Here is a 21,337-nt window from a genome sequence, read left to right as displayed (position 1 = left end):
TGTCGCGCACGCTCCCCGGGAGGGTGCGTGAGCGGCACCGCTCACGCCTTCCCCGCCTGATCAGCAGCGTGCGGCACCATGGGGTGGTGCCCGACTCCCCCGTCCCCGGCCCGCGCCGCGGCGTCCTGCGCCGCCGGTCGGCGCCGCCGGTGACCGGGAGCCTGGACACCACCCCGGTGGAGCGGCCGCGGTCGGCGACCCGGCCGATGCCGGCGGCCGGCACCGGCCCGGACGACGCGCCGACCGGCCCGGCGACGCGGGTGCCGGCCCCGGCCGCCCCGGCGTACCAGCCGCCGCCCGCGCCGCCGGCGCACCCGTCCGCCCAGCCCGGCGCGTACCCGCCGGCGTACGGCCCGGGCGGGCCGTACGCCGCGTCGCCGTACGCCCCGTCGCCGTACGCGGGCCCGCCCGCTGCGGCGCCGTACGGCGCCGGCGGCTCCCCGCCGGTGCCCGGCCAGCCGGGTGCCCACCCGGCCGGCGGCTACCCGCCGGCGGCCTACCCGCCCGCTGCATACCCGCCCGCTGCCTACCCGCCGGCGGGGTACCCGCCCGCGGCCTACCCGCCCGCGGCCTACCCGCCGGGACCCCACCCGCCGGGCCCGTACCCGCCGGGGGCCTGGTACCCGGCGCAGCAGCCGCCCTCCTGGCCGGAGCAGGACCCGGCGGCGGAGACGACGGTGCTGCCGGAGGAGCCGGCCGACGCCGCCACCGAGCCGGCCGGCCTGCCCGGGCAGCGCACGACGGTGACCCGGGTGGCGGTCGCCCGCTCCCGCGAGCTGACCGGCGCCGCGGTGCGCCGGGTCAAGGCGGCCAGCCGGGCCGACGGCGCCGCCGAGAGCGGCCTCACCCACCTGCTGTGGACCAACGCCCTGCACGCCGCCGGCGACGCGATGATCGCCGTCTCGCTGGCCGGCACCTTGTTCTTCGCCGCCACGACCGACGCGCAGCGCAGCAACGTCGCGCTCTACCTGCTGGTCACCATGGCGCCGTTCGCCGTCGTCGCCCCGGTGATCGGCCCGCTGCTGGACCGGCTGCAGCGCGGCCGCCGGTGGGCCATGGGCGCCTGCTCGATCGGCCGCGCGGTGCTCGCGCTGGTCATGGCGGCCCACTTCGACGACCTCGTCCTCTACCCCGCGGCGCTCGGCGTGCTCGTGCTGTCCAAGGCGCACAACGTGCTGCGCGCGGCCGTGCTGCCCCGGGTGCTGCCCGGGGCCATGTCGCTGACCAGCGCGAACTCGCGGACGTCGGTGTTCGGGCTGGTCACCGCGGGCGTGTTCGGCGGCATCGCGGCCGGCGTCTCCTGGGCGTTCGGGTTCCCGCCCGAGCTGTGGCTGACCGCCGTCGTCTTCACGGTGGCCGGGGTGCTGGCCGTCCGGCTGCCCGCGCACGTCGACGTCCCAGCCGGCGAGCAGCCCGCCGACGTGCTCACCACCACCCCGCAGGAGGCGGTCGGCAGGCGGCGCCGGCAGGTGAGCCCGCACGTCGTCGTCGCGCTGCGGGCCAACTCGGCGCTGCGCGGGCTGGGCGGGTTCCTCACGATCTTCTCGGCGTTCCTGGTGCAGGCGACCGCCGACGGCTGGGAGGCGACGCTGGCGCTGGGCGGCATCGCCGCCGCGGCCGGCGTGGGCAGCGTGCTGGGCACGGCGGTGGGCTCGCGGCTGCACACGGTCAGCCCCGACCGGATGGTGCTGGTCTCCGCCGGCGCCGCGGCCGCGATCACGGTGCTGGCCGCGATCTTCTACGGCTTCGCGATGGCGGCCGTGGTCGCCGGCGTCTCGGCCGTGGCCAACGCGCTGGGCAAGGTCTCGCTGGACGCGATCATCCAGCGGGAGGTCCCCGACTCGCTGCGGGCGTCGGCGTTCGCGCGCTCGGAGACCATGCTGCAGCTGGCCTGGGTGGTCGGCGGCGCGCTCGGCATCGCACTGCCGCCGATCGGCTGGCTCGGGTTCACCGTCGCCGCCGCGCTGCTGGTGCTCGCCGTCGGGGTGGTGCTGTGGGGCCGGCAGCGGCAGCGGCCGCCCGCCCCGGCCGGGGAGTGGGCGTCCTGAGGCGGGCGGGGGCCGGGGTCGCGGCCCTGCTGGTCGTGCTGGCCGGCTGCGGCGAGGACGAGCCGGACGGCCCCCCGTCGGTGCAGGTCACCGTCGGGCCGCAGGACGTCGAGGTCGCCCCGACGCAGTACTGCCTGGACGGCGAGGGCCAGCGGTACACCTCGGTGCAGCCGCCGGTCATCGAGGTCTCCGCCGACGCGGCCATCACCCTGACCGTCGCCGACGCCGTGGCCGAGCGCGGCTGGAGCGTGCAGGTCTTCGACGACCGGCTGGAGGAGCAGCTCGGCGAGGTCGACGTCGACGCCGGGCGCGCCAGCTTCGACGGGATCAACACCTCCGACGTCGTCCCGGCGGCGTTCTACCTGGTGGTCGTCGAGGACTCCGACACCGACTGCGACGGCTTCTCCGGCGCCTGGCCGGTCGGCTTCATCCGCGCCGAGTGAGGCTCAGTGCTCCAGGTCGGTGGCGACCGCGCGGAGCACCGTGCCGACCTTGCGGGCGTGCGCCCGGTCGGGGTGCCGGCCGTGGCGCAGCCCCTCGGAGACGTCGTCGAGGAGCTTGATCAGGTCCTCGATGATCGGCACGAGCTCGTCGGGCTTCTTGCGGGTCGCCGCGGCGTGGGCGGCGGTCACCGACGGCAGCGGGTCCAGGACGCGGACCTGCAGCGCCTGGTCGCCGCGGCGGCCGGCGACGATGCCGAACTCCACGCGCTGGCCCGGCTTGAGCTCCTCGGTGCCCGCGGGCAGGGCGTCCCGGTGCACGAAGACGTCGGGGCCGTCCTCGCGGGAGAGGAAGCCGAAGCCCTTCTCCGGGTTGAACCACTTCACTCTGCCGGTGGGCACGTCGATCCCTCAGTCACGTCGCGGTCGGTCCGGCGGGTCGCCGGGGGACGGCGCGGCACACGCGGCCGCTCACCGCCCAGGTTAGTCGGCCGGGCCCCCGAGCGCGGACACCGTTCCCGGCGGACGTCGCCGCGCCGCCGTCGTCAGTCGCCGCCGGGCACGTCCACGATGCCCAGCCGGTCGAGCAGGACGAGGAAGACGACGGCGAAGTCGTTGCCCGCGGTGTCGCGCCGGACCCGCTCCCAGTCGACCTGCTCGCGCAGCGCCCGGGCCACCGGCAGCATCCGGGCGAAGTCGCAGTAGTGCTCGTCCAGCGCCATCAGCTTGGTGACGACGATGTCGGTGGCGGCCAGGACCGGCATGTGCACCGACAGCACCGGCTTGTCCTCGGCCCGGTCGATGAGGTCGGTCTCCACCGGGGCGCCGCACACCCGCCACAGGACGTCGACGAACGAGTTGCCCTGGACGACCTTGGTCAGCCAGTCCTCCGCCGGGTCGGCGACCTCGAGCCCGGCCTCGGCCAGCACCTTGGCGGCCCGCTCGGACTCCGCGGCGGGCACGAGGAAGTCGGCGTCGTGGTCGGGCTCGGGGGCGCCGCGGACCCAGGCCGCGTAGCCGCCGCACAGGGCGAAGGGCACCCCGCCCTCCTTCAGGGCCACGGCGGTGCGCTTGAGCAGGTCGCGGATCTCTTCGCGGTCGTCGGGCTGCACCTGGCCCTGCTACCCGCTCGCGCCCGGCGCACGCACGGTAGGGAGCGGCTCACCCGGGGCATGGGAGATCCCGTGCGCATCGCGACGTTCAACATCCTGCACGGCCGCTCCCTCGCCGACGGCCGCGTCGACTGCGACCGCCTGGCGGCGGCGGTCAAGGCCCTGGACGCCGACGTCCTCGGGCTGCAGGAGGTCGACCGGGACCAACCGCGCTCGCTGAACGCCGACCTCACCGCGGTGGCGGCCGAGGCCATGGGCGCCACCGACCACCAGTTCGTGGCGGCGCTGGCCGGCACCCCGGGCGGCACCTGGATGGCGGCCACCGGCGACGAGCAGCCGGGGTCGGCCAGCTACGGCATCGCGTTGCTGTCCCGGCTGCCGGTGGTGTCCTGGCGGGTGGTGCGGCTGCCCGCGCTGACCACGCGGGTGCCCGTCTGGTTCAAGGGCGACCGCAGGCCGCGGGTGGTCGGGGACGAGCCGCGGGTCGCCGTCGCCGCCGTCCTCGAGGGGCCGGCCGGGCACCTCACCGTGGCCAACACCCACCTGTCGTTCGTGCCCGGGTGGCACGTGTTCCAGCTCGGCCGGCTCATGCGCTCGCTGGCCGGCACCCGGGAGCCCCTGGTGCTCATGGGCGACCTGAACATGGAGCCGCGGCAGGCCGCCCGGGTCAGCCGGCTGCGGCCGCTCGCGTCGGCGGCGACGTTCCCCGCCGACGCGCCCACGCGGCAGCTGGACCACCTGCTTGCCCGCGGGCCGATCAGCGCCGCCGGCCCCGCCGAGGCGGTACGCCTGCCGCTGTCGGACCACCGGGCGCTGGCCGTCGACTGCCGGGTGGGCTGACCGGCGAGGAGTCGCGCGACCGTGTGACCTGCGCGATCATCGTCGCCATGGCCGCCCGAGCACTGTCCGTCGTCGCCACCGTGGTGCGGGTGGTCTGCTCCCTCATCGGAGCGGTCATCCTGCTGCACGCGGTGTTCTGGTTCTTCAAGGCCAACCCGGCCAACTCGCTGGTCGACTTCGCGACCACGGTCCGGGAGGACTTCGGCTGGTTCACGGTGGACCTGTTCACGACCACCGGCGACAGCCGCGTCCCGGAGACCGTCAACGCGGCGATCGCCGCGCTGGTGTGGGTGGTCGTGGGCAGCGTGCTGTCGAAGCTGCTCGTGCGGCTGGCGCCGGCCTCCACGACGAAGGCCGGCTGACCAGCCGCCCCGCTTCAGCGCCGCTTGCGGGTCTCCCCGGCCATCAGGCCGGCCCGGTTCGGCTTGTCGGTGGGGTGGGCGTAGCGCAGCCGGTCGGCCGGCAGCGGGAAGCTGTGGTCCTCGCCGAACGGGGAGAGCCCCCCGGCCACCGACGTGGTCAGCTCGGTCACCGGCGGGCCGTCGTCGTCCGACTGCCCCCAGGTGGGTTCCACCAGGTGGGCCTGCTTGGGGTTGCGCTTCGCCATGTCGCCTCCGAGGTCGTGTGCGCACGCGGGGTGCGCCCTTGCGGCCATTCTCGCCGAACCGCCCGCCGCCGGTGCACGCGACACCACCCGGTTGGAGGTCAGCGCCGACGGCGGGGTTCCCGCGCCCCGAAGAGGGTGCCCAGCCCGTCGGCGGTGAACACCCACTCGCCGCCGCCCACCGGCACCGCCCGCACGTCCGCGCCGTCCAGCTGCTGCACCAGCCGCGCGCGCCAGATGGTCGTGCTCTCCAGCTGCCAGCGCACCGTCTCGTCGGTGTCGCCGCCCAGCGGCTCGAACGCGAGCACCGCCGGGCCGCCGGCCCGCAGCACGCCGGGCCGCCACGGCGTGGTCGCCAGCGCGACGGCCCAGCGGCGGGCGCGCAGCAGCGAGCCGACCCCGACGACGACCGCCGCCGGGGCCACCAGCAGCAGCGCGACGACGGCCAGCCCGACCACCGGCACCCGCCGGCCGGTGTCGTCGGCGACGGCCGCCACGGCCATCCCGACGAGCACCGCGAGCACGGCGGCCAGCACGCCCCCGGCGATCCAGCGCAGCGCGCCGCCGCGGTAGGCGGCGAGGGCGGCGACGGTCGCGGGGTCGTCGGCGGCCGGCTGCACGCGGCCATCGTCGCAGGCGCCGTACCGTGGACCGGATGTCCGCCGACTCCGATCCCGGGGCGAGCCCCGCGCAGGCCCCCGGCCGCCCGGCCACGCTCGCCGGCTGGCTGCGCACCCGCAGCGACACGCAGATCGCGGCGCTGCTGGCGGCCCGCCCGGACGTCGCCCGGCCCGCCCCCTCCGACGTCGTGGCCCTGGCCAGCCGGCTGGCGGTGCCGGTGTCGGTGGACCGCGCCCTCGACGAGCTGGACGCCGCGACGCTGCAGGTGCTCGACGTCGTCCTGCTGGCCCCGACCGACGGCGTGGAGGCGGCCGACCTCTTCGGCGCCCTCCCCGAGGTCCCCGAGGAGGTGCTCACCGGCGCGCTCGAGACGCTGACCACGCGGGCGCTGCTGTGGGGCGACGACGTCCTGCACGCCCCGGACCCGGTCCGCCGCGCCGTCCGGTACCCGGCCGGGCTGGGCCGGCGGGCGACCGAGCTGCGGCTGAACCCGCCGGCCGACCTGCCCGCCGCCCTAGGCGAGCTCGCGCCGGACGAGCGCGAGGTGCTCGAGCGCCTCGCCGGCAGCCGCCCGGTCGGCCACCTGCCCGACGCCGCCGGCGCCCCGGCCACCCCCGCCCGGCGGCTGCTGCAGCGCGGGCTGCTGGCCCGCATCGACGCGCTCAACGTGGAGCTGCCCCGCGAGGTCGGCCTGCTGCTGCGCGGCGACCGCCCCTACGGCCCGCCGCGGCTGCGGCCGGAGCCGGAGGTCGTCACCCGGGACGTCGCGACGCTGGACCGCCGGGCCGCCGGGGCCGCGCTGGAGACGATCGGCCGCGTCGGCGAGCTGCTGACGCTGCTGGAGGAGGAGCCGGCGGGCCTGCTGCGTAGCGGCGGGGTCGCCGTCCGCGACCAGAAGCGGATCGCCCGCACGCTGCACGTGGACGAGGCCGACGCCGGCTGGCTGCTGGAGCTCGCGCACGCCGCCGGGCTGCTCGACGTGGGCGGGCCGCACCGCGACGAGTGGCTGCCCACCCGCGCCTACGACGTGTGGCGCGAGCAGGACCTCGCCGCCCGCTGGGCCGTGCTGACCGGCGGCTGGCTGGACAGCCCGCGACTGCCCTCGCTGGTCGGGCAGCGCGACGTGGCCGGCAAGGCGGTCAACGCCCTGTCCCCCGACCTGGTGCGGCACACCGCCGCCGGCATCCGGCGGGGCGCGCTCGCGGCGCTGGCCGAGTACCCGCCCGGCTCCGGCCTGGCGCCGGACCAGCTGGTGGAGCTGCTGCGCTGGCGCACGCCGCGTCGGGCGGACCGGCTGGCCCCGGTCCCCGGCATGCTCGAGGAGGCCACCCGGCTCGGCGTCGTCGTCGGCGGGGTGCTCTCCACCGGCGGGCGCGGGCTGCTCACCGCCGGGGAGGACGGCGCCGCCGACGGCATGCGCGGCCTGCTGCCCGAGCCGGTCGACCACGTGCTGGCCCAGCCCGACCTGTCGCTGATCGCGCCCGGCCCGCTGGTCGCCGAGCTGGCCGACACCCTCGCGGTGGTCGCCGACGTGGAGTCCTCCGGCGGCGCCACCGTGTTCCGGGTCTCCGAGGGCAGCGTGCGGCGGGCGCTGGACTCCGGCTGGTCGGCCACCGACCTGCACGAGTTCTTCGCCCGCGCCTCCCGCACGCCGGTGCCGCAGGGGCTGGACTACCTCGTCGACGACGTCGCCCGCCAGCACGGCCGGGTCCGCGTCGGCTCGATCGAGAGCTACGTGCGCTCCGACGACCACGGGCTGCTCGCCCAGCTGCTCAGCGACCGGCGCACCGCCGCGGCCGAGCTGCGCCGCCTCGCGCCCGGCGTGCTGGTCAGCGGGCTGGGCGCGGACGAGGTGCTCGGCGTGCTGCGCGAGGCCGGCTACGCGCCGGCGGGCGAGTCCGCCGGCGGCGCCGTCCTCACCCGGCCGCCGGCCCGGCCGCGGGCGCTGGGCCGCAAGCACTCCACGGCGACCACGGCCGCCCCGCGCCCGCTCACCGAGGCCGAGCTGGCCGCGACCGTGCGGGAGATCCGGGCCGGCGACGCCGCGCTGTCGGCCCGCCGCGGCGAGGCGGTGCGCCAGGTCCCCGGGGTGACCACCGCCGGCACCCTGGAGCTGCTGTCGCGGGCCGTGCGCGCGGGGCTGCCGGTGTGGCTGGGCTACGTCGACGCGCAGGGCAGCGGCAGCCAGCGGATCGTGCAGCCGGTGTCGCTGGGCGGCGGGTTCCTGCAGGCCTTCGACGAGCGGCGCGGCGAGTCCCGGACCTTCGCCGTCCACCGGATCACCTCGGTGGCGCTGGTGGACGACGAGGAGGCGGCGCCGTGACCGCGAGCATCCAGGAGCGGCTGTACCCGTCGCTGACCTGCTTCGGCTGCGGGCACGCCAACCCGCGGGGGCTGCGGCTGCACAGCTACCCCGGCACGGACGGCGTGGTCGCGGAGTTCACGCCGTGGCCCGAGCACGACAACGGCCTGGGCTACCTCAACGGCGGGATCATCTCGACGGTCCTGGACTGCCACAGCGCGGCCGCGGTGATGCACGAGGCCGACGTGCGCGGCTGGGGGCCGCTGCCGGGCGCCGCGCTGGCGTACGTCACCGCCGGCCTGGACGTGCGCTACCTGCGCCCGGCGCCGCTGACCGAGCCGGTGTCGCTGCTCGCCGTCGTCACCGCGGCCGGCGAGGCGGAGATGACCGTCGACGTCCGGCTGCACTGGGACGGCAAGCCCCGCGCCACCGCCGTCGCGCACTGGAAGCGCTGGCGCCCCCGCACCTGACCCCGGCCCCCTCGCAGGGGCCCGACGCGAGCGGAGCGAGAGGTGGGGGGCGAGGGGGTCCTTACTGATCCTCCTCCGCGCCCGGAAGGCGCTGTCGCTCCCCGGCGTTACCTTGGGTAGTCCGGCGCGACCGCTGCGCCGCCATCCCCGATCGAAGGACTGCCCCGCGTGAGTGACGGCCCCCTGATCGTCCAGTCGGACAAGACGCTGCTGCTCGAGGTCGACCACCCGCTGGCCAAGGAGTGCCGGGCGGCGATCGCCCCCTTCGCCGAGCTCGAGCGCTCGCCGGAGCACGTGCACACCTACCGGGTCACCCCGCTCGCGCTGTGGAACGCCCGCGCCGCCGGGCACGACGCCGAGCAGGTCGTCGACGCGCTGGTGCGCTACTCGCGCTACCCGGTGCCGCACGCGCTGCTGGTCGACGTCGCCGACACGATGGACCGCTTCGGCCGGCTGACGCTGGTCAACAACCCGGTGCACGGGCTGGTGCTGACCTCCTCGGACCGCGCGGTGCTCGAGGAGGTCGTCCGGAGCAAGCGGGTGGCGCCCATGCTCGGCGCCCGCATCGACACCGACACGGTGGTCGTCCACCCCTCCGAGCGGGGCCGGCTCAAGCAGGCGCTGCTGAAGGTCGGCTGGCCGGCCGAGGACCTCGCCGGCTACGTCGACGGGCAGGCGCACCCGATCGAGCTGGACCAGAGCGGCTGGCAGCTGCGCGACTACCAGGCCGAGGCGGTCGAGGGCTTCTGGGCCGGCGGCTCGGGCGTCGTCGTCCTCCCCTGCGGCGCCGGCAAGACGCTGGTGGGCGCCGCGGCGATGGCCGAGGCGAAGGCGACCACGCTGATCCTGGTGACCAACACGGTCGCCGGCCGGCAGTGGAAGCGCGAGCTGATCGCCCGCACCTCGCTCACCGAGGAGGAGATCGGCGAGTACTCCGGCGAGCGCAAGGAGATCCGCCCGGTCACCATCGCGACCTACCAGGTGATCACCACCCGCCGGAAGGGCGAGTACCGGCACCTGGACCTGTTCGACGCGCAGGACTGGGGCCTGATCGTCTACGACGAGGTACACCTGCTGCCGGCGCCGATCTTCCGGCTGACCGCCGACCTGCAGTCCCGCCGCCGGCTGGGCCTGACGGCCACGCTGGTCCGCGAGGACGGCCGGGAGGACGACGTCTTCTCGCTCATCGGCCCCAAGCGCTACGACGCCCCCTGGCGCGACATCGAGGCGCAGGGCTACATCGCGCCGGCCGAGTGCATCGAGGTCCGGGTCGCGCTCGACGACGAGGAGCGGATGACCTACGCCGTCGCCGAGCCCGAGGAGCGGTACCGGATCGCGGCCACCGCGTCGTCCAAGCTGCCGGTGATCCGCCGCGTGCTCGACCGGCACCCCGACGAGCAGAAGCTGGTGATCGGCGCCTACCTCGACCAGCTCGAGGAGCTGGGCCGCGCGCTGGACGCCCCGGTCATCCAGGGCTCGACGACCAACCGCGAGCGGGAGAAGCTCTTCGACGCCTTCCGCGCCGGGGAGATCCGGACGCTCGTCGTCTCCAAGGTCGCCAACTTCTCCATCGACCTGCCCGAGGCTGCCGTCGCCGTCCAGGTGTCGGGGACGTTCGGCTCGCGGCAGGAGGAGGCCCAGCGGCTCGGGCGGGTGCTGCGCCCCAAGGCCGACGGCCGGCAGGCGCACTTCTACACGGTGGTCAGCCGCGACACGCTCGACGCCGAGTACGCGGCGCACCGGCAGCGGTTCCTGGCCGAGCAGGGCTACGCGTACACGATCGTCGACGCCGACGACCTGGCCGGCCCCGGCGAGGTCAACGGCCCCGACTGGGTGGACGAGCCCGCCGACTGAGGACGGGGCCCCGCCGGGCAACCCGGTGGACGGGGTCACCGGTGGGGTGGTGGGGTCGCCGGCGTGACGACGACGACCGACCCGGTGGAGCTGCTCGCCGTGCCCGAGGGGCTCACCGCGCGGCGCCCGGTCGAGGCCGACCACGCCCGCGTGCAGGCCGTGCTGGCCGACTGGTGGGGCCACCTCGGCGGCGACTCCGGCGACCTGCAGCGCGCGCTGCTGCTCCCCCGGCTGTTCTTCCAGCACTTCACCGGCACGAGCACGCTGGTGGAGGACGCCGACGGGCGCGTGGTGGCCTTCCTCGTGGGCTTCCTGTCCCCGGACGCGCCGGTCGCCTACGTCCACTTCGTCGGCGTGGACCCCGCGACGCAGGGCAGCGGCCTGGGCCGGCGGCTGTACGAGGCCTTCTTCGCCGCCATGAGCGCCCGCGGCGCCCGGGAGGTCCGCTGCATCACCGGCCCGGACAACCGCGGCTCGGTCGCCTTCCACACCCGGATGGGCTTCGCCCTGGAGCCGGGCGACCGGGAGGCCGGCGGCGTCCCGGTGCACAGCGACTACGACGGGCCCGGCCTGGACCGGGTCAGCTTCGTGCGGCCGCTCCCCTGAGCACCGCGGCCAGCCGGGCCATCCCCTCGGCGATCCGCTCCGCGGTGTTCGTGGTGAACGACATCCGCAGCGTCGCCCGGTCCGGCTCGCCGGCGAAGAACGGCGCACCCGGCACGAAGGCGACGTCGGCGCGCACGGCCGCGGTCAGCAGCGCCGCGGTGTCCACGCCGCCGGGCAGCCGCACCCACGTGAACATGCCGCCGTCCGGGTCGCTCCACGTGCTGCCGGCCGGCAGCGTCGCCGGCAGGGCGGCCACCATCGCGTCGCGCCGCTCGACGTAGGCGGCGCACAGCCGGGCCACGTGCGCCTCGACGTCGGTGGCGGCCAGCCACGCGGCGGCCGCGGCCTGGTCGACGGTGGAGGTGTGCAGGTCGGCCGCCTGCTTGGCCACCGTCAGCGCGGGCAGCAGGCCCGCGGGGGCGCGCAGCCAGCCGATCCGCAGCCCCGGCGCGGCGATCTTGGAGAAGCTGCCCAGGTACAGCACCCGGTCCTCCCCCGCCGGCTCGGCGGCCAGCGGGCGCTCCGCCGTCCCGCGGTAGCGCAGCTCGCCGTACGGGTCGTCCTCCACCACCCACAGCCCGGCCGCGGCGGCGATCTCCGCGACGGCGGCCCGCCGGTGCGCGGGCAGGGTCCGGCCGGTGGGGTTGGCGAAGGTGGGCACCAGGTAGAGCAGTGCCGGCCGCTCGCGGGCGACGACGTCGGCCAGCGCGTCGGGGTCGATGCCGTCCTCGTCGCTGCGGACCGGGACCACCCGCGCGCCGGCGAGGGTGAAGCACTGCAGCGCGGCCAGGTACGTCGGCTCCTCGACCGCGACGACGGCGCCCGGGTCGAGCAGGGCGGCCGCGACCAGCGTGAGCGCCTGCTGCGAGCCGGTGGTGACGAGCAGGTCGCCCGCGGTGGTCGGCAGGCCCCGGGCGGTCAGCCGCTCGGCGACCAGGGCCCGCAGCCGCGGATCGCCCTCGGTGGGCGCGTACTGCAGGCTGCGGCGGGCGCGGTCGCCGTCCAGCGCCGCCGCGAAGGCCGCGCGCAGCCCGTCGGCGTCGAACAGCTCGGGGGCGGGCAGCCCGCCGGCGAAGGAGATCACCTCCGGCCGGTCCAGCAGGGCGAGCAGCTCGCGCACCGGCGAGCTGGCGACGCCGCGCAGCCGGGCGGCGAGGGCGGGCGTGGGACGGGCGGGGACGACGGCGGACACGGACGGCTCCTGCGCGGGACCTCGGCGGACGGAGGGAGGCGGCGCGGACGGCGGCGGGTGGTGTCCCTGCCGCGTCGACGCACCGGGCGGGCTGCCTGGTCGAGGAGCTCGCCGCCGAGGGTAGCGCCGGCGTCCCGCCCCGGACCAGCCACTTCCCGCCCGGGGGACGCGGCGGCCGGCGCTCGAGGTGCCGGGCCGCCGCGGCGGCCGTAGCCTTCCGTGGTGGCCGATGTCCCGGACCTCGTGCGCCGCCGCCTGTGGGAGCTCGACTGCTCCCCCGTGCAGGCGTCCCGGCGGTCCCGCTGGGAGATCCCGACCGAGGTGTTCGAGCTGATCACCCGCGGCGGCCGGGTGTTCGTCTCCGCCGACCTCGCGCGGCCGCTCGCCCGCGCCCTCGACGTCCCGGAGGCGCGGCTGCGCCGGGCGGCCGGGCTGCCGCCGGTGCCCGACCCGCGGGCCGGGATCGAGACGCGCCCCGACCTCCGCGTGGTCGGCCAGGAGCGCTAGCGACGGCTGGGGACGGCGGGACCGGCGGGGCGGGACGGACCGGTCCGGCCGCGGCATGACGCTCGCCACACGCACGTCGGGCCGACTGCCGAAGGACCAGGTCAGCGAGGCGTCGGGGGCTCCCCATACGTCGTCCGCGGGGCGGCGCGCAAGCGCCGGGTGGTTGGGCGTGTCTCCTCCGCGGACGGCAGGATGGACCCCGACATGGGGAGTGCAGCACGTGCGGAGGCGGTCGCCCCGCAGAGGACCAGCCGACCGCTCCGGGCGTGGCAGCAGGCCGCGCTCGGCCAGTACGAGGAGCAGTCCCCCAAGGACTTCCTCGTCACCGCGACGCCGGGCGCCGGGAAGACCACCTTCGCGCTGACGCTGGCCGCCCGGCTGCTGTCGCGGCGCGAGGTCGCCCGCGTCGTCGTCGTCGCGCCGACCGACCACCTGCGCCTGCAGTGGGCCGAGGCCGCCGACGCGATGGGCATCGTGCTGGACCCGAACCTGACCAACGCCGTCGGCCCGGTGCGCGCCGGCACCCAGGGCTACGTGACGACGTACGCGCAGGTCGCCGGCAAGCCGATGCTGCACGCCGCCCGGGCCACCGCCGTGAAGTCCCTGGTCATCCTCGACGAGGTGCACCACGCCGGCGACGGGCTCTCCTGGGGCGAGGCGATCGAGGAGGCCTACGGCATGGCCGCGCGCCGGCTGTGCCTGACCGGGACGCCGTTCCGCACCAAGCCCGACGAGCGCATCCCCTTCGTCCGCTACGAGGAGGACACCTTCGAGGGCGAGGCCGGCGGTCTGGTCAGCCGCGCCGACTACACCTACGGCTACAAGGAGGCGCTGGCCGACAACGTCGTCCGCCCGGTCGTCTTCGCCGCCTACACCGGCACCGCCCGCTGGCGGAACTCCGCCGGCGAGGTCGTCGCCGCCTCGCTCACCGAGGCCGGCACAAAGTCCGTGGAGATGCAGGCCTGGCGCACCGCCCTGGACCCCAAGGGCCAGTGGGTGCCGCACGTCATCGCCGCGATGGACGACCGGATCACGCACCTGCGCGAGGAGGGCGGCATGCCCGACGCCGCCGGGCTCATCCTCGCCAGCGACCAGGACGACGCCCGCGCCTACGCCCGCATCGTCAAGCGGGTCACCGGCAAGGCCCCGGAGCTGATCCTCTCCGACGACCCCAAGGCGTCGAAGAAGATCGAGCGCTTCGCCACCGGATCGGCCCGGATCGCCGTCTGCGTCCGCATGATCTCCGAGGGCGTCGACGTGCCCCGCGCCGCCGTCCTGGCCTGGATGACCTCCTACCGGACGCCGCTGTTCTTCGCCCAGGCCGTCGGCCGCGTGGTCCGCGCCCGCGCCGCCCACGAGTCGGCGACGGTGTTCCTCCCCGCGGTGCGGCCGCTGCTGTCGCTGGCCGCCACCATGGAGGAGCAGCGCAACCACGTCATGCCGCCGCCCAAGAGCCAGCCCGACGAGGAGCTGGAGGCGCTCGACCTGCCCCCGCGGGAGCCGCGCGAGGGCGAGATGAAGCAGTGGGAGGCGCTGGAGGCCGACGCCCGGTTCGCGCACGTGCTGCACGGCGGGACGGCGCACACCGGCGGGGGCTCGGGCGGGGTCGCGGTCGCGGCGGAGGACGAGGACTTCCTCGGCATCCCCGGCCTGCTGACCGCCGAGCAGACCGCCGAGCTGCTCGCCAAGCGGGACGACGAGCTGCGGCTGCGCGTCGCGCAGAGCCACCGCGCCGACGACGGCGACTTCATGATCGTGGAGGACCACCCCGACGAGGACGACGCCGGCCGCTCCTGGCGGGACGCCGCCGAGCTGCGCCGCGAGATCAACCGCCTGGTCAGCCGGGTGTCGGCGAAGACCTCGACCCCGCACGCGGTGGTGCACACGCAGCTGCGCCAGCACGTGCCCGGGCCGCCGTCGGCGTCCGCGTCGGTCGACGTCCTCCGCGCCCGCCGGGAACGCCTCCGCACCATGTTGTGACGCCGTTGCGGGTCGAACCCGCGCTCTGCGGGTGCTGCAGGACCCGTAGAGCACGAGATGGACCCGCAATGGGCGGCTTCTGCGGTGTTCTGCGTGCCCCTGCGGTGTGCAGCACCGCACGAGGGCGAGAAACACCGCAGGAGCCGCGGGCTCGGCCGGGCGGCTCAGCCGGCGGAGGCCTCGGGCAGCAGGCCGCGGGCGGCGGCCAGGGCGACGGCCTCGGTGCGGCTGCCCGCACCGAGCTTGGCCAGGATGTTGCTGACGTGCACGCTGGCCGTCTTCTCGCTGATGTAGAGCTCGGTGCCGATCTGCCGGTTGGTCCGGCCGCGGGCCAGCAGCCCGAGCACCTCCAGCTCGCGCGGGGTGAACACCGCCGCGGCGTCCGGGACCCGGCCGAGGCCGGGCAGCTCGACGGCGAGCCGGCCCCGCCGGGCCAGCGCCGCCACCGCCTCGCGCAGCGGCTCCGCGCCCAGCCGCACGGCGACGTCGGCGGCCTCCTGCAGCGCCTCGCGGGCCCCGTCGCGGTCCCCGGTGGCCAGCAGCGCCTCGGCCAGCCGCCGGTTGCCCCGGGCCCGCTCGTAGACGTGGCCGTAGTCGAAGGCGCGGACGGCGGCGCGCCACAGCTCGGGGTCCGTCCGCCCCTGCAGCCGGGCCTCCTCGGCGTCCACCCGTGCCACCCAGGCCGCGCCCTCGGCCCCGTACCCGCCGATGGCGCGGAGGTGGTCGGCCACCGCGGACCGGGCCCGCGCCACCAGCCCCTCGCCGCGGGTCACCCACCGGCGTTCCGCGTCGGCGTCCCCCGCGGCCCGCGCGGCGGCGGCGGCGTCCGCGACCGGGGAGAGCGCGGTGGCCACGAGCCGGACGGCGGCGAGCCTGTCGTCGCGCCACAGGAGGCCGAGCTGCCGCTCCGCCGTCTCGGCCTCGCTCGCCGCGGCCTCGGCGTCGCCCGCCCACGCCGCCAGGTCGATCGCCGCCCCCGCCGTGGCGAGCATGAGCAGCACGTGCGCCTCGAGCCGGGCGGAGAGCCCGCGCGCCCAGGCCACCCGCTCGGCGGCGGCGGGGTCGCCGCGGCCGACCTGCACCAGCAGGCCGGCGGCGCGCACGTGCGCCGCCATCTCCGGCACCCGGGCCAGCCGCTCGGCCAGCGCCAGGCTGCCGTCCCAGTCCCCGGAGACGTAGCGGGCCACCACGCCCAGGTGCCGCAGCTCGGCGGCGTAGAAGGTCCACGGCAGGCCGAGGTCCTCGGCGCGGGTCAGGGCCGTGTCGATCCAGGGCAGCGCGCCGGCCACGTCGCCCGCCTCGTACGGGACGACGGCGAGGTTGAACAGCACCCGCATCTCGACGTCGCGGTCCCCGGAGCGGCGGGCGCGCGCGAGGGCCTCCTCGAGCCGCGCCGCGATGACGGCCGTCGACCCGCCGCGGGCGCGGGCCAGGGTCACCGCGGTGTCGGCCCACGCGCTGTCCAGCCCCAGCGCGTCGGCGGCGGCGAGGGCCTCCTCGGCGGCGGCGTCGCCCTCGGCCCACCGGGCCAGGTCGTAGGCGGTGCGCGCGTGCGTGGCCGCGGCCCAGGCCCGGGCCGGCGAGGGCGGGGACGCCGGGACCAGCTCCATCGCCCGCGTGCTCTCCCGGTGCGCGGCGGCCTGGTCCTCGATGCGGCCCAGCGCCTGCGCCAGCGTGTAGTGGACCCGCGCCAGCGTGGCGCGGTCGCCGTCGGGGCCGAGCAGCTCCCGCGCGGCGTGCAGGAAGGCCACGGCCCGGTGCACCTCGCCGCCCGCGCGCGCCGCGGCCGCCGCCTCCAGCAGCAGCACGGGGTGGTCGCGGCCGGCGCGGGCGGCGGCGTCCGGCACGGCCGGCCAGAGGGTGAGCGCGGCCTCCAGGTGCTGCAGCTGCTCGGCGGGCGCCCCGACCCGGGCGGCGTCGGCCGCCGCGTCCAGGGAGGCGGTCAGCGCGGTCGGCAGGTCGTTGCTCTCCCGCGCGTGGTGGGCCCGCTCCGCGGCCGTGCCGGCGGCGGGGTCGGCGGCCAGGTGGGCGGCGACGGCCGCGTGCAGCCGCACCCGTTCCCCCGGGAGCAGGTCGGCGAGCACCGCCTCGCGCAGCAGCGCGTGCCGGAAGCGGTAGCGGCCGTCGGGCGAGACCACGAGCAGGTGCGAGTGCACCGCCTCGGCCAGCGCCGGCTCCAGGTCGGCCGGCGACAGGGCGGAGACGGCGGCGACCAGCTCGTGCCGGACCTGCCGCCCGGCCACCGCCGCCGCGCGCAGCACCTGCTGGGCCGGGGGCGCGAGCCGCTCCACGCGGGCGAGCAGCACGTCGGTGAGGCCCAGCGGCAGGCTCTCCCCCGCCAGCCCGGCGGCGAGCAGCTCCTGCGCGTAGAAGGCGTTGCCCTCCGCGCGGGCCACCACGTCGTCGACCGTCGCCTCCGGCACGCCCGCGGCGAGGTCGCGGACGAGCTGCCCGACCGCGGGGTCGGGCAGCGGGGTCAGCTCCAGCCGCTCCACCCCGGGCAGCCGGACCAGCTCGGCGAGCAGCGGCCGCAGCGGATGCCGGCGGTGCAGGTCGTCGGCGCGGTAGGAGGCCACCACCGCCACCGGTTCCTCGCCGAGGCGGGCCAGCAGGTAGCGCAGCAGGTCGCGGCTGGAGCGGTCGGCCCAGTGCAGGTCCTCGACGACGAGCAGCAGCGGCGCCTCCGCGGCGAGCCCGGCCAGCAGGCCGGCGACCGACTCGAACAGCTGCAGCCGGCCGTCGTCCGCCGGGATGCGGATGGCCCGGCTGGGCAGCGGGCGCCCGAGGTCGGCGGCGTCACCGGCCGGGGGCTCGGGCGGCGGCCCGGCGGTGCGGCCGGCGAGCAGCCCCTCCAGCGCCGGCTGCCCGGTGGTGGCCGGGTCGCCGGCGACCGGGCGGAGCAGGTCGACGAACGGCAGGTAGGGCAGCCCGACGTCGCCGAGGTCGACGCAGTGCCCGGTCAGCACCCGCACCCCGCGGGCGGTGGCGCGGGCGCACAGCTCGTCGAGCAGCCGGGTCTTGCCGACGCCGGCGTCGCCGGCCAGCAGGACGGCGCTGCCGTGGCCGGCGACGGCCCGGTCGACCGACGCCAGCAGCCGGGCCAGCTCGGGGTCCCGGCCGACCAGCGGACGGTCCTCCCACTGCGGCACGCCCGGCATCGTGGCACGGGCCACCGACGGCCCGGGCGCGACGGTGGTCAGCCGGCCCGCCGGCGCCGCCGGGACAGCCACGGGTTGCGGCGGGTGCGGGTGCCGCGGCCCAGGGCGCTGAGCAGCTCGTGGCGGTAGGCCAGCTCGGCCTCGAGTCCGGGGTTGGGATAGGCGCTGTACACGACCGGCTCCTCGTCGTCGTCTCGTCCTTGACGGGGACGACGGTCGTACTGAGGGGGCCGGCGCGGCATCGGCAGGTCGGGCAGTCCTGCCGGCCCCGGGACGGCTGAGGCCCCTCAGGTGGGTTCCTGAGGGGCCTCAGCCGGTGCTCGGTCAGGGTCCGGACCGGGCTCTGGTCGCCTCGCGGCGAGTTGCACGACGCGGCTCCAGGCCCCCGACCGAGGTCGGGGCGGTAGTCCGTGAAGGCGGTATCCAATTGGCACCCGGGGACACAGATCGCCCGGCCCGGACACCACCGAGGCTACCCCTCGACGCGCGCCGGTGCGCCGGTTCAGCCGAATCCGCGGGCGTCCTGCTTGAGCGCGGTGTCCACGGTCAGCGCCGAGGCGATGACCATGCTGGCCAGCGGCTCGGGCAGCTTGTAGTGCACCTGGACGACGTACTTGTCGGCCGTGGTGAACATGGTGCGGGCCAGGCCCTCCCAGTTCTTGGTGATCCGGGCGATCTCGGTGCCCGCCGCGTCCAGGACGGCGAAGTCCCACGCGCGCCAGTTCTCGCCCTGGATCGCGCCGACGACCTGCCCGCCCGCGACCATGTCGAAGCGGATCCTGCCGAACACGTTGCCCTGGACGATCTCGCCGACCGGCGACCCGTCGGGCCGCTCGACCAGCACCCGCGACTTGACGAACTTGGCGGGGCGGGTCAGCACGAGGACCACGCCGGTCGCGTCCCGGACCTCGAGCCGGTGGGTCATGAACTGGTCGAGGCTGGAGACGAACCGCGCCGCCTTCTTCAGCCCGCTCTGCCCGACCTGGACGACGGCGCCGACCTGCTGGCCCTGGGCGTCGAGGACCGCGTACTCGTTGGTCAGCTCGATCAGCTTCGTCTTCTGGTTCACCACCAGGACGGGCTGGTCGTACAGCGACGGGCCGCGGCCGACCGGCACCTGCTGCTGCGCCGGGGCGTGCTGCTGCGCGGGCGCGTGCTGGACCGGCGCCTGCTGCACCGGGGGCGGCGGAGGCGGCGGGGTCGCCGCGACCGGAGGTGGGGTCGGAGGAGCCGGGGCCGGCGGGGGCGGCGGCGGGGCCTGCTGCTGGAGGTGCTCGGTCCAGCCCTGGCCGTCCCACCAGCGCATGCCGCCGCTGCCGCCGGGGTCGGGGTACCAGCCGGGAGGCGGAGGGGGTTGCGTCACGCCCGGCAAGCTAACGCCCCGGGTCGGTGACGGCGCCCCGCGGCTCGCCGGTCGGGCGCGTGCCAGACTCCGCGGCGTGGCCGACCCGACCGCCGCCGAGGCCCGCGTCCTGTCCGCCGTCGATGCGGCCTGGGCCACCGACCGGCTGGCCCGCCTGGTCGCCGTCCCGTCGATCGGCGGCACCGCCGCGGAGGTCGAGGTGCAGCACCTGGTCGGCGACTGGCTGGACGGGCTGGGCTGCGACGTCGACCGCTGGCCGATCGACCTGGTTGCCGCCGCGGCCGCCCCGGACGCGCCGGGCCAGGAGGTGGTCCGCGAGGAGGCGTGGGGCGTCGTCGGCACGCTGCCGGCGGCCGACGACGGCGTCCCGGCGCTGGTGCTCTGCGGGCACACCGACGTCGTCCCGCCCGGAGACCGCGCGCAGTGGGCCGGCGACCCGTTCGTCGCCCGAGTGGCCGACGGCGCCCTGCACGGCCGCGGCGCCTGCGACATGAAGGGCGGGCTGGTGTCGGCGCTGGCCGCGCTGGCGGCGATCCGGACGGCGGGCGTCCGGCTGGCCCGGCCGGTGGCGCTGCACGCCGTCGTCGGCGAGGAGGACGGCGGTCTCGGCGCCTGGGCGACCCTCGCGCGCGGGCACCGCGGCGACGCCTGCGTGATCCCCGAGCCCACCGCCGGCGCGGTCGTCACCGCCGCCGCGGGCGCGCTCACCTTCCGGCTGCGGGTCCCCGGCCTGGCCGCGCACGCCGCGCACCGCGATCGCGGGGTCAGCGCGGTCGAGCTGTTCGCCGAGGTGCACGCCGACCTGCGGGCGTTCGAGGCCGAGCGCCAGCGGGGCGCCGACCCGCGGTTCGGCGAGGCGCGCTACCCGTTCGGGCTGTCCATCGGCACGGTCCGCGCCGGCGACTGGGCCAGCTCGGTGCCCGACCTGCTCGTCGCCGAGGGGCGCTACGGGGTGCGGCTCGGCGAGCCGGTCGTGGCGGCGCGGCAGGCCCTGGAGGACCGCGTGGCCGCGTTCTGCGCCGGCCACCGGTGGCTGGCCGGCCACCCGGTGCGGGTGGAGTGGACCGGTGGCTCCTTCGCCAGCGGCGAGCTCACCCCCGGCTCCCCGCTGCTGCCGGAGGTCCGGGCGGCGCTGGCCGACGCGGGCGCCGGTCCCGCGCCGGAGCGGGCGGTGGCCGCCGGCACGGACCTGCGGCTCTACGCCGCCGCCGGCATCCCGACGCTGCACTTCGGCCCCGGCGACCTGCACCTGGCGCACGGCCCGGCCGAGCGGGTGCCGCTGGCCGAGGTGGTCACCGCCGCGCGGGCCTTCGCGCTGCTGGTCCTGCGCCGCTGCGGGGTGGCGTGATGGAGCTGGTCGGCTTCGGGGCCTGGGCGGCGCTGGCCGGTGACTCGGCGACCTCGCGCACCGAGTGGGCCGCCGTCGTCGACGCCTGGGGGCAGCCGCACCGGCGGTACCACGACCTGGCCCACCTGGCCGCCGTCCTCGGCATCGTCGGCGAGCTCGAGGAGGCCGCCGACGACCCCGCCGCCGTCCGGCTCGCCGCCTGGTACCACGACGTCGTCTACGACCCCCGCCGCGGCGACAACGAGGCGGTCAGCGCCGAGCGGGCCCGGGCCGGGCTGCGCGGGCTGGTGCCCGCCGAGCGGGTCGAGGAGGTGGTGCGGCTGGTGCTGCTCACCGCCGGGCACGACGCCGGCCCCGGCGACGCGAACGGCGCCGTCCTCTGCGACGCCGACCTCGCGGTGCTGGCCGGCCCGCCGGCCGCCTACGCCACGTACGCCTCCGCGGTCCGGGAGGAGTACGGCCACCTGTCCGACGCGGAGTTCACCGCGGGGCGGATCGCCGTGCTGGAGCACCTGCTGGGCCTGCCGACCCTGTTCCGGCTGCCGGCGGTGGCGGCGGAGTGGACGCCGCGGGCGCGGGCCAACCTGACCGCCGAGCTCAGCCTGCTGCGGGCGCGCGCGGCTTCTTCCGCCGCAGACCCGCCGCCGCCAGCCGGCTGAGCAGCTCCCGCGACCCCACCGGCTGGGCGCCGGCGGCGACCGCGTGCTCGAAGAGCTCCTCGGGGACGTCGTAGTGGTCGCCCTGGAACGCCCGCCGCGGGATGCCGAGCTCGGCGGCGACGAAGCCGTGCAGCTCCTCGTAGGAGACGTCGCTGACCAGGTGCGACCACCGTCGGCCGCGCCACGGCCAGACGGGACTGTCGATCAGCACGGCCACGGCACGAGTCTGCCGG

General features: G+C 77.2%; 21 protein-coding genes. 12 read left to right on the top strand and 9 right to left on the bottom strand.

The window, feature by feature from the left end:
- Positions 1-86 precede the first annotated feature (86 nt).
- Both ACI79F_RS20815 and ACI79F_RS20810 read left to right on the top strand, forming a co-directional pair.
- Entirely contained in the window at positions 87-2,048 is a 1,962-nt protein-coding gene (locus ACI79F_RS20815; protein WP_456543037.1) for an MFS transporter, read from the top strand.
- Positions 2,036-2,491, top strand: coding sequence for a DUF2771 family protein (locus ACI79F_RS20810; RefSeq protein WP_456543038.1), 456 nt, complete (start codon positions 2,036-2,038; stop codon positions 2,489-2,491). Before ACI79F_RS20815 ends, ACI79F_RS20810 begins: the two co-directional genes overlap by 13 nt.
- Before the next feature lie 3 nt (positions 2,492-2,494).
- Here ACI79F_RS20810 and ACI79F_RS20805 read toward each other — a convergent pair whose 3' ends face one another.
- Positions 2,495-2,890, bottom strand: coding sequence for a cold-shock protein (locus tag ACI79F_RS20805; RefSeq protein ID WP_425330367.1), 396 nt, complete (start codon positions 2,888-2,890; stop codon positions 2,495-2,497).
- Positions 2,891-3,033: 143 nt separating this feature from the next.
- Positions 3,034-3,600 carry a hypothetical protein gene (locus ACI79F_RS20800; protein ID WP_456543039.1) on the bottom strand — a complete coding sequence of 189 codons (567 nt, stop codon included), beginning with the start codon at positions 3,598-3,600 and terminating at the stop codon, positions 3,034-3,036.
- A 72-nt stretch (positions 3,601-3,672) separates the two neighbouring features.
- Here ACI79F_RS20800 and ACI79F_RS20795 point away from each other — a divergent pair, with 72 nt between their 5' ends.
- Positions 3,673-4,440: an endonuclease/exonuclease/phosphatase family protein gene (locus ACI79F_RS20795; RefSeq protein WP_456543040.1), complete on the top strand. Its 768-nt coding sequence runs from the start codon at positions 3,673-3,675 to the stop codon at positions 4,438-4,440.
- 47 nt (positions 4,441-4,487) lie between these two features.
- On the top strand, positions 4,488-4,802 hold the full coding sequence (locus ACI79F_RS20790) for a hypothetical protein (protein ID WP_456543041.1): 315 nt from the start codon (positions 4,488-4,490) through the stop codon (positions 4,800-4,802).
- Between the two features lie 14 nt (positions 4,803-4,816).
- Here the strand turns inward: ACI79F_RS20790 and ACI79F_RS20785 are convergent, their stop codons facing one another.
- Both ACI79F_RS20785 and ACI79F_RS20780 read right to left on the bottom strand, forming a co-directional pair.
- Positions 4,817-5,047: a hypothetical protein gene (locus tag ACI79F_RS20785; RefSeq protein ID WP_456543042.1), complete on the bottom strand. Its 231-nt coding sequence runs from the start codon at positions 5,045-5,047 to the stop codon at positions 4,817-4,819.
- A 98-nt stretch (positions 5,048-5,145) separates the two neighbouring features.
- Complete coding sequence (locus ACI79F_RS20780) at positions 5,146-5,664, bottom strand: hypothetical protein (RefSeq protein ID WP_456543043.1); 519 nt, start codon at positions 5,662-5,664, stop codon at positions 5,146-5,148.
- A 35-nt stretch (positions 5,665-5,699) separates the two neighbouring features.
- Here ACI79F_RS20780 and ACI79F_RS20775 point away from each other — a divergent pair, with 35 nt between their 5' ends.
- The 4 genes from ACI79F_RS20775 to ACI79F_RS20760 all read left to right on the top strand — a co-directional run bounded on the left by ACI79F_RS20775 (position 5,700) and on the right by ACI79F_RS20760 (position 10,897).
- A complete protein-coding gene (locus ACI79F_RS20775; protein ID WP_456543044.1) occupies positions 5,700-7,988 on the top strand; it encodes a helicase C-terminal domain-containing protein in 2,289 nt (762 codons plus the stop codon).
- Positions 7,985-8,437: a PaaI family thioesterase gene (locus ACI79F_RS20770; protein WP_456543045.1), complete on the top strand. Its 453-nt coding sequence runs from the start codon at positions 7,985-7,987 to the stop codon at positions 8,435-8,437. The genes ACI79F_RS20775 and ACI79F_RS20770 overlap by 4 nt, the downstream gene beginning before the upstream one ends.
- 168 nt (positions 8,438-8,605) lie before the next feature.
- The gene (locus tag ACI79F_RS20765; protein ID WP_456543046.1) at positions 8,606-10,291 is read left to right on the top strand and encodes a DNA repair helicase XPB; all 1,686 of its coding nucleotides are present in this window, start codon (positions 8,606-8,608) and stop codon (positions 10,289-10,291) included.
- A 63-nt stretch (positions 10,292-10,354) separates the two neighbouring features.
- The gene (locus ACI79F_RS20760; RefSeq protein WP_456543047.1) at positions 10,355-10,897 is read left to right on the top strand and encodes an N-acetyltransferase family protein; all 543 of its coding nucleotides are present in this window, start codon (positions 10,355-10,357) and stop codon (positions 10,895-10,897) included.
- Here ACI79F_RS20760 and ACI79F_RS20755 read toward each other — a convergent pair.
- Complete coding sequence (locus ACI79F_RS20755) at positions 10,872-12,089, bottom strand: aminotransferase-like domain-containing protein (protein WP_456543048.1); 1,218 nt, start codon at positions 12,087-12,089, stop codon at positions 10,872-10,874. The two genes, ACI79F_RS20760 and ACI79F_RS20755, sit on opposite strands and share 26 nt — an antisense overlap.
- 222 nt (positions 12,090-12,311) lie before the next feature.
- On the opposite strand from ACI79F_RS20755, the gene ACI79F_RS20750 reads away from it, so the two are divergent.
- Both ACI79F_RS20750 and ACI79F_RS20745 read left to right on the top strand, forming a co-directional pair.
- Positions 12,312-12,596: a hypothetical protein gene (locus ACI79F_RS20750; protein ID WP_456543049.1), complete on the top strand. Its 285-nt coding sequence runs from the start codon at positions 12,312-12,314 to the stop codon at positions 12,594-12,596.
- 204 nt (positions 12,597-12,800) lie between these two features.
- The gene (locus ACI79F_RS20745) at positions 12,801-14,576 is read left to right on the top strand and encodes a DEAD/DEAH box helicase (protein ID WP_456543050.1); all 1,776 of its coding nucleotides are present in this window, start codon (positions 12,801-12,803) and stop codon (positions 14,574-14,576) included.
- Between the two features lie 164 nt (positions 14,577-14,740).
- Here ACI79F_RS20745 and ACI79F_RS20740 read toward each other — a convergent pair whose 3' ends face one another.
- The 3 genes from ACI79F_RS20740 to ACI79F_RS20730 all read right to left on the bottom strand — a co-directional run bounded on the left by ACI79F_RS20740 (position 14,741) and on the right by ACI79F_RS20730 (position 19,097).
- Entirely contained in the window at positions 14,741-17,734 is a 2,994-nt protein-coding gene (locus tag ACI79F_RS20740; protein ID WP_456543332.1) for a helix-turn-helix transcriptional regulator, read from the bottom strand.
- A gap of 38 nt (positions 17,735-17,772) precedes the next feature.
- On the bottom strand, positions 17,773-17,907 hold the full coding sequence (locus ACI79F_RS20735) for a hypothetical protein (protein WP_456543051.1): 135 nt from the start codon (positions 17,905-17,907) through the stop codon (positions 17,773-17,775).
- 329 nt (positions 17,908-18,236) lie between these two features.
- Positions 18,237-19,097: a phospholipid scramblase-related protein gene (locus ACI79F_RS20730; RefSeq protein WP_456543052.1), complete on the bottom strand. Its 861-nt coding sequence runs from the start codon at positions 19,095-19,097 to the stop codon at positions 18,237-18,239.
- A 76-nt stretch (positions 19,098-19,173) separates the two neighbouring features.
- Here ACI79F_RS20730 and ACI79F_RS20725 point away from each other — a divergent pair, with 76 nt between their 5' ends.
- Complete coding sequence (locus tag ACI79F_RS20725; RefSeq protein ID WP_456543053.1) at positions 19,174-20,445, top strand: ArgE/DapE family deacylase; 1,272 nt, start codon at positions 19,174-19,176, stop codon at positions 20,443-20,445.
- Positions 20,445-21,104, top strand: coding sequence for an HD domain-containing protein (locus tag ACI79F_RS20720; RefSeq protein WP_456543333.1), 660 nt, complete (start codon positions 20,445-20,447; stop codon positions 21,102-21,104). Before ACI79F_RS20725 ends, ACI79F_RS20720 begins: the two co-directional genes overlap by 1 nt.
- Here ACI79F_RS20720 and ACI79F_RS20715 read toward each other — a convergent pair.
- The gene (locus ACI79F_RS20715; RefSeq protein WP_456543054.1) at positions 21,043-21,321 is read right to left on the bottom strand and encodes a DUF4031 domain-containing protein; all 279 of its coding nucleotides are present in this window, start codon (positions 21,319-21,321) and stop codon (positions 21,043-21,045) included. The genes ACI79F_RS20720 and ACI79F_RS20715 overlap by 62 nt on opposite strands.
- Positions 21,322-21,337 lie beyond the last annotated feature (16 nt).

This window comes from Blastococcus sp. SYSU D00868 (assembly GCF_054050575.1).
This window is presented reverse-complemented; position numbering and strand designations above follow the sequence as displayed.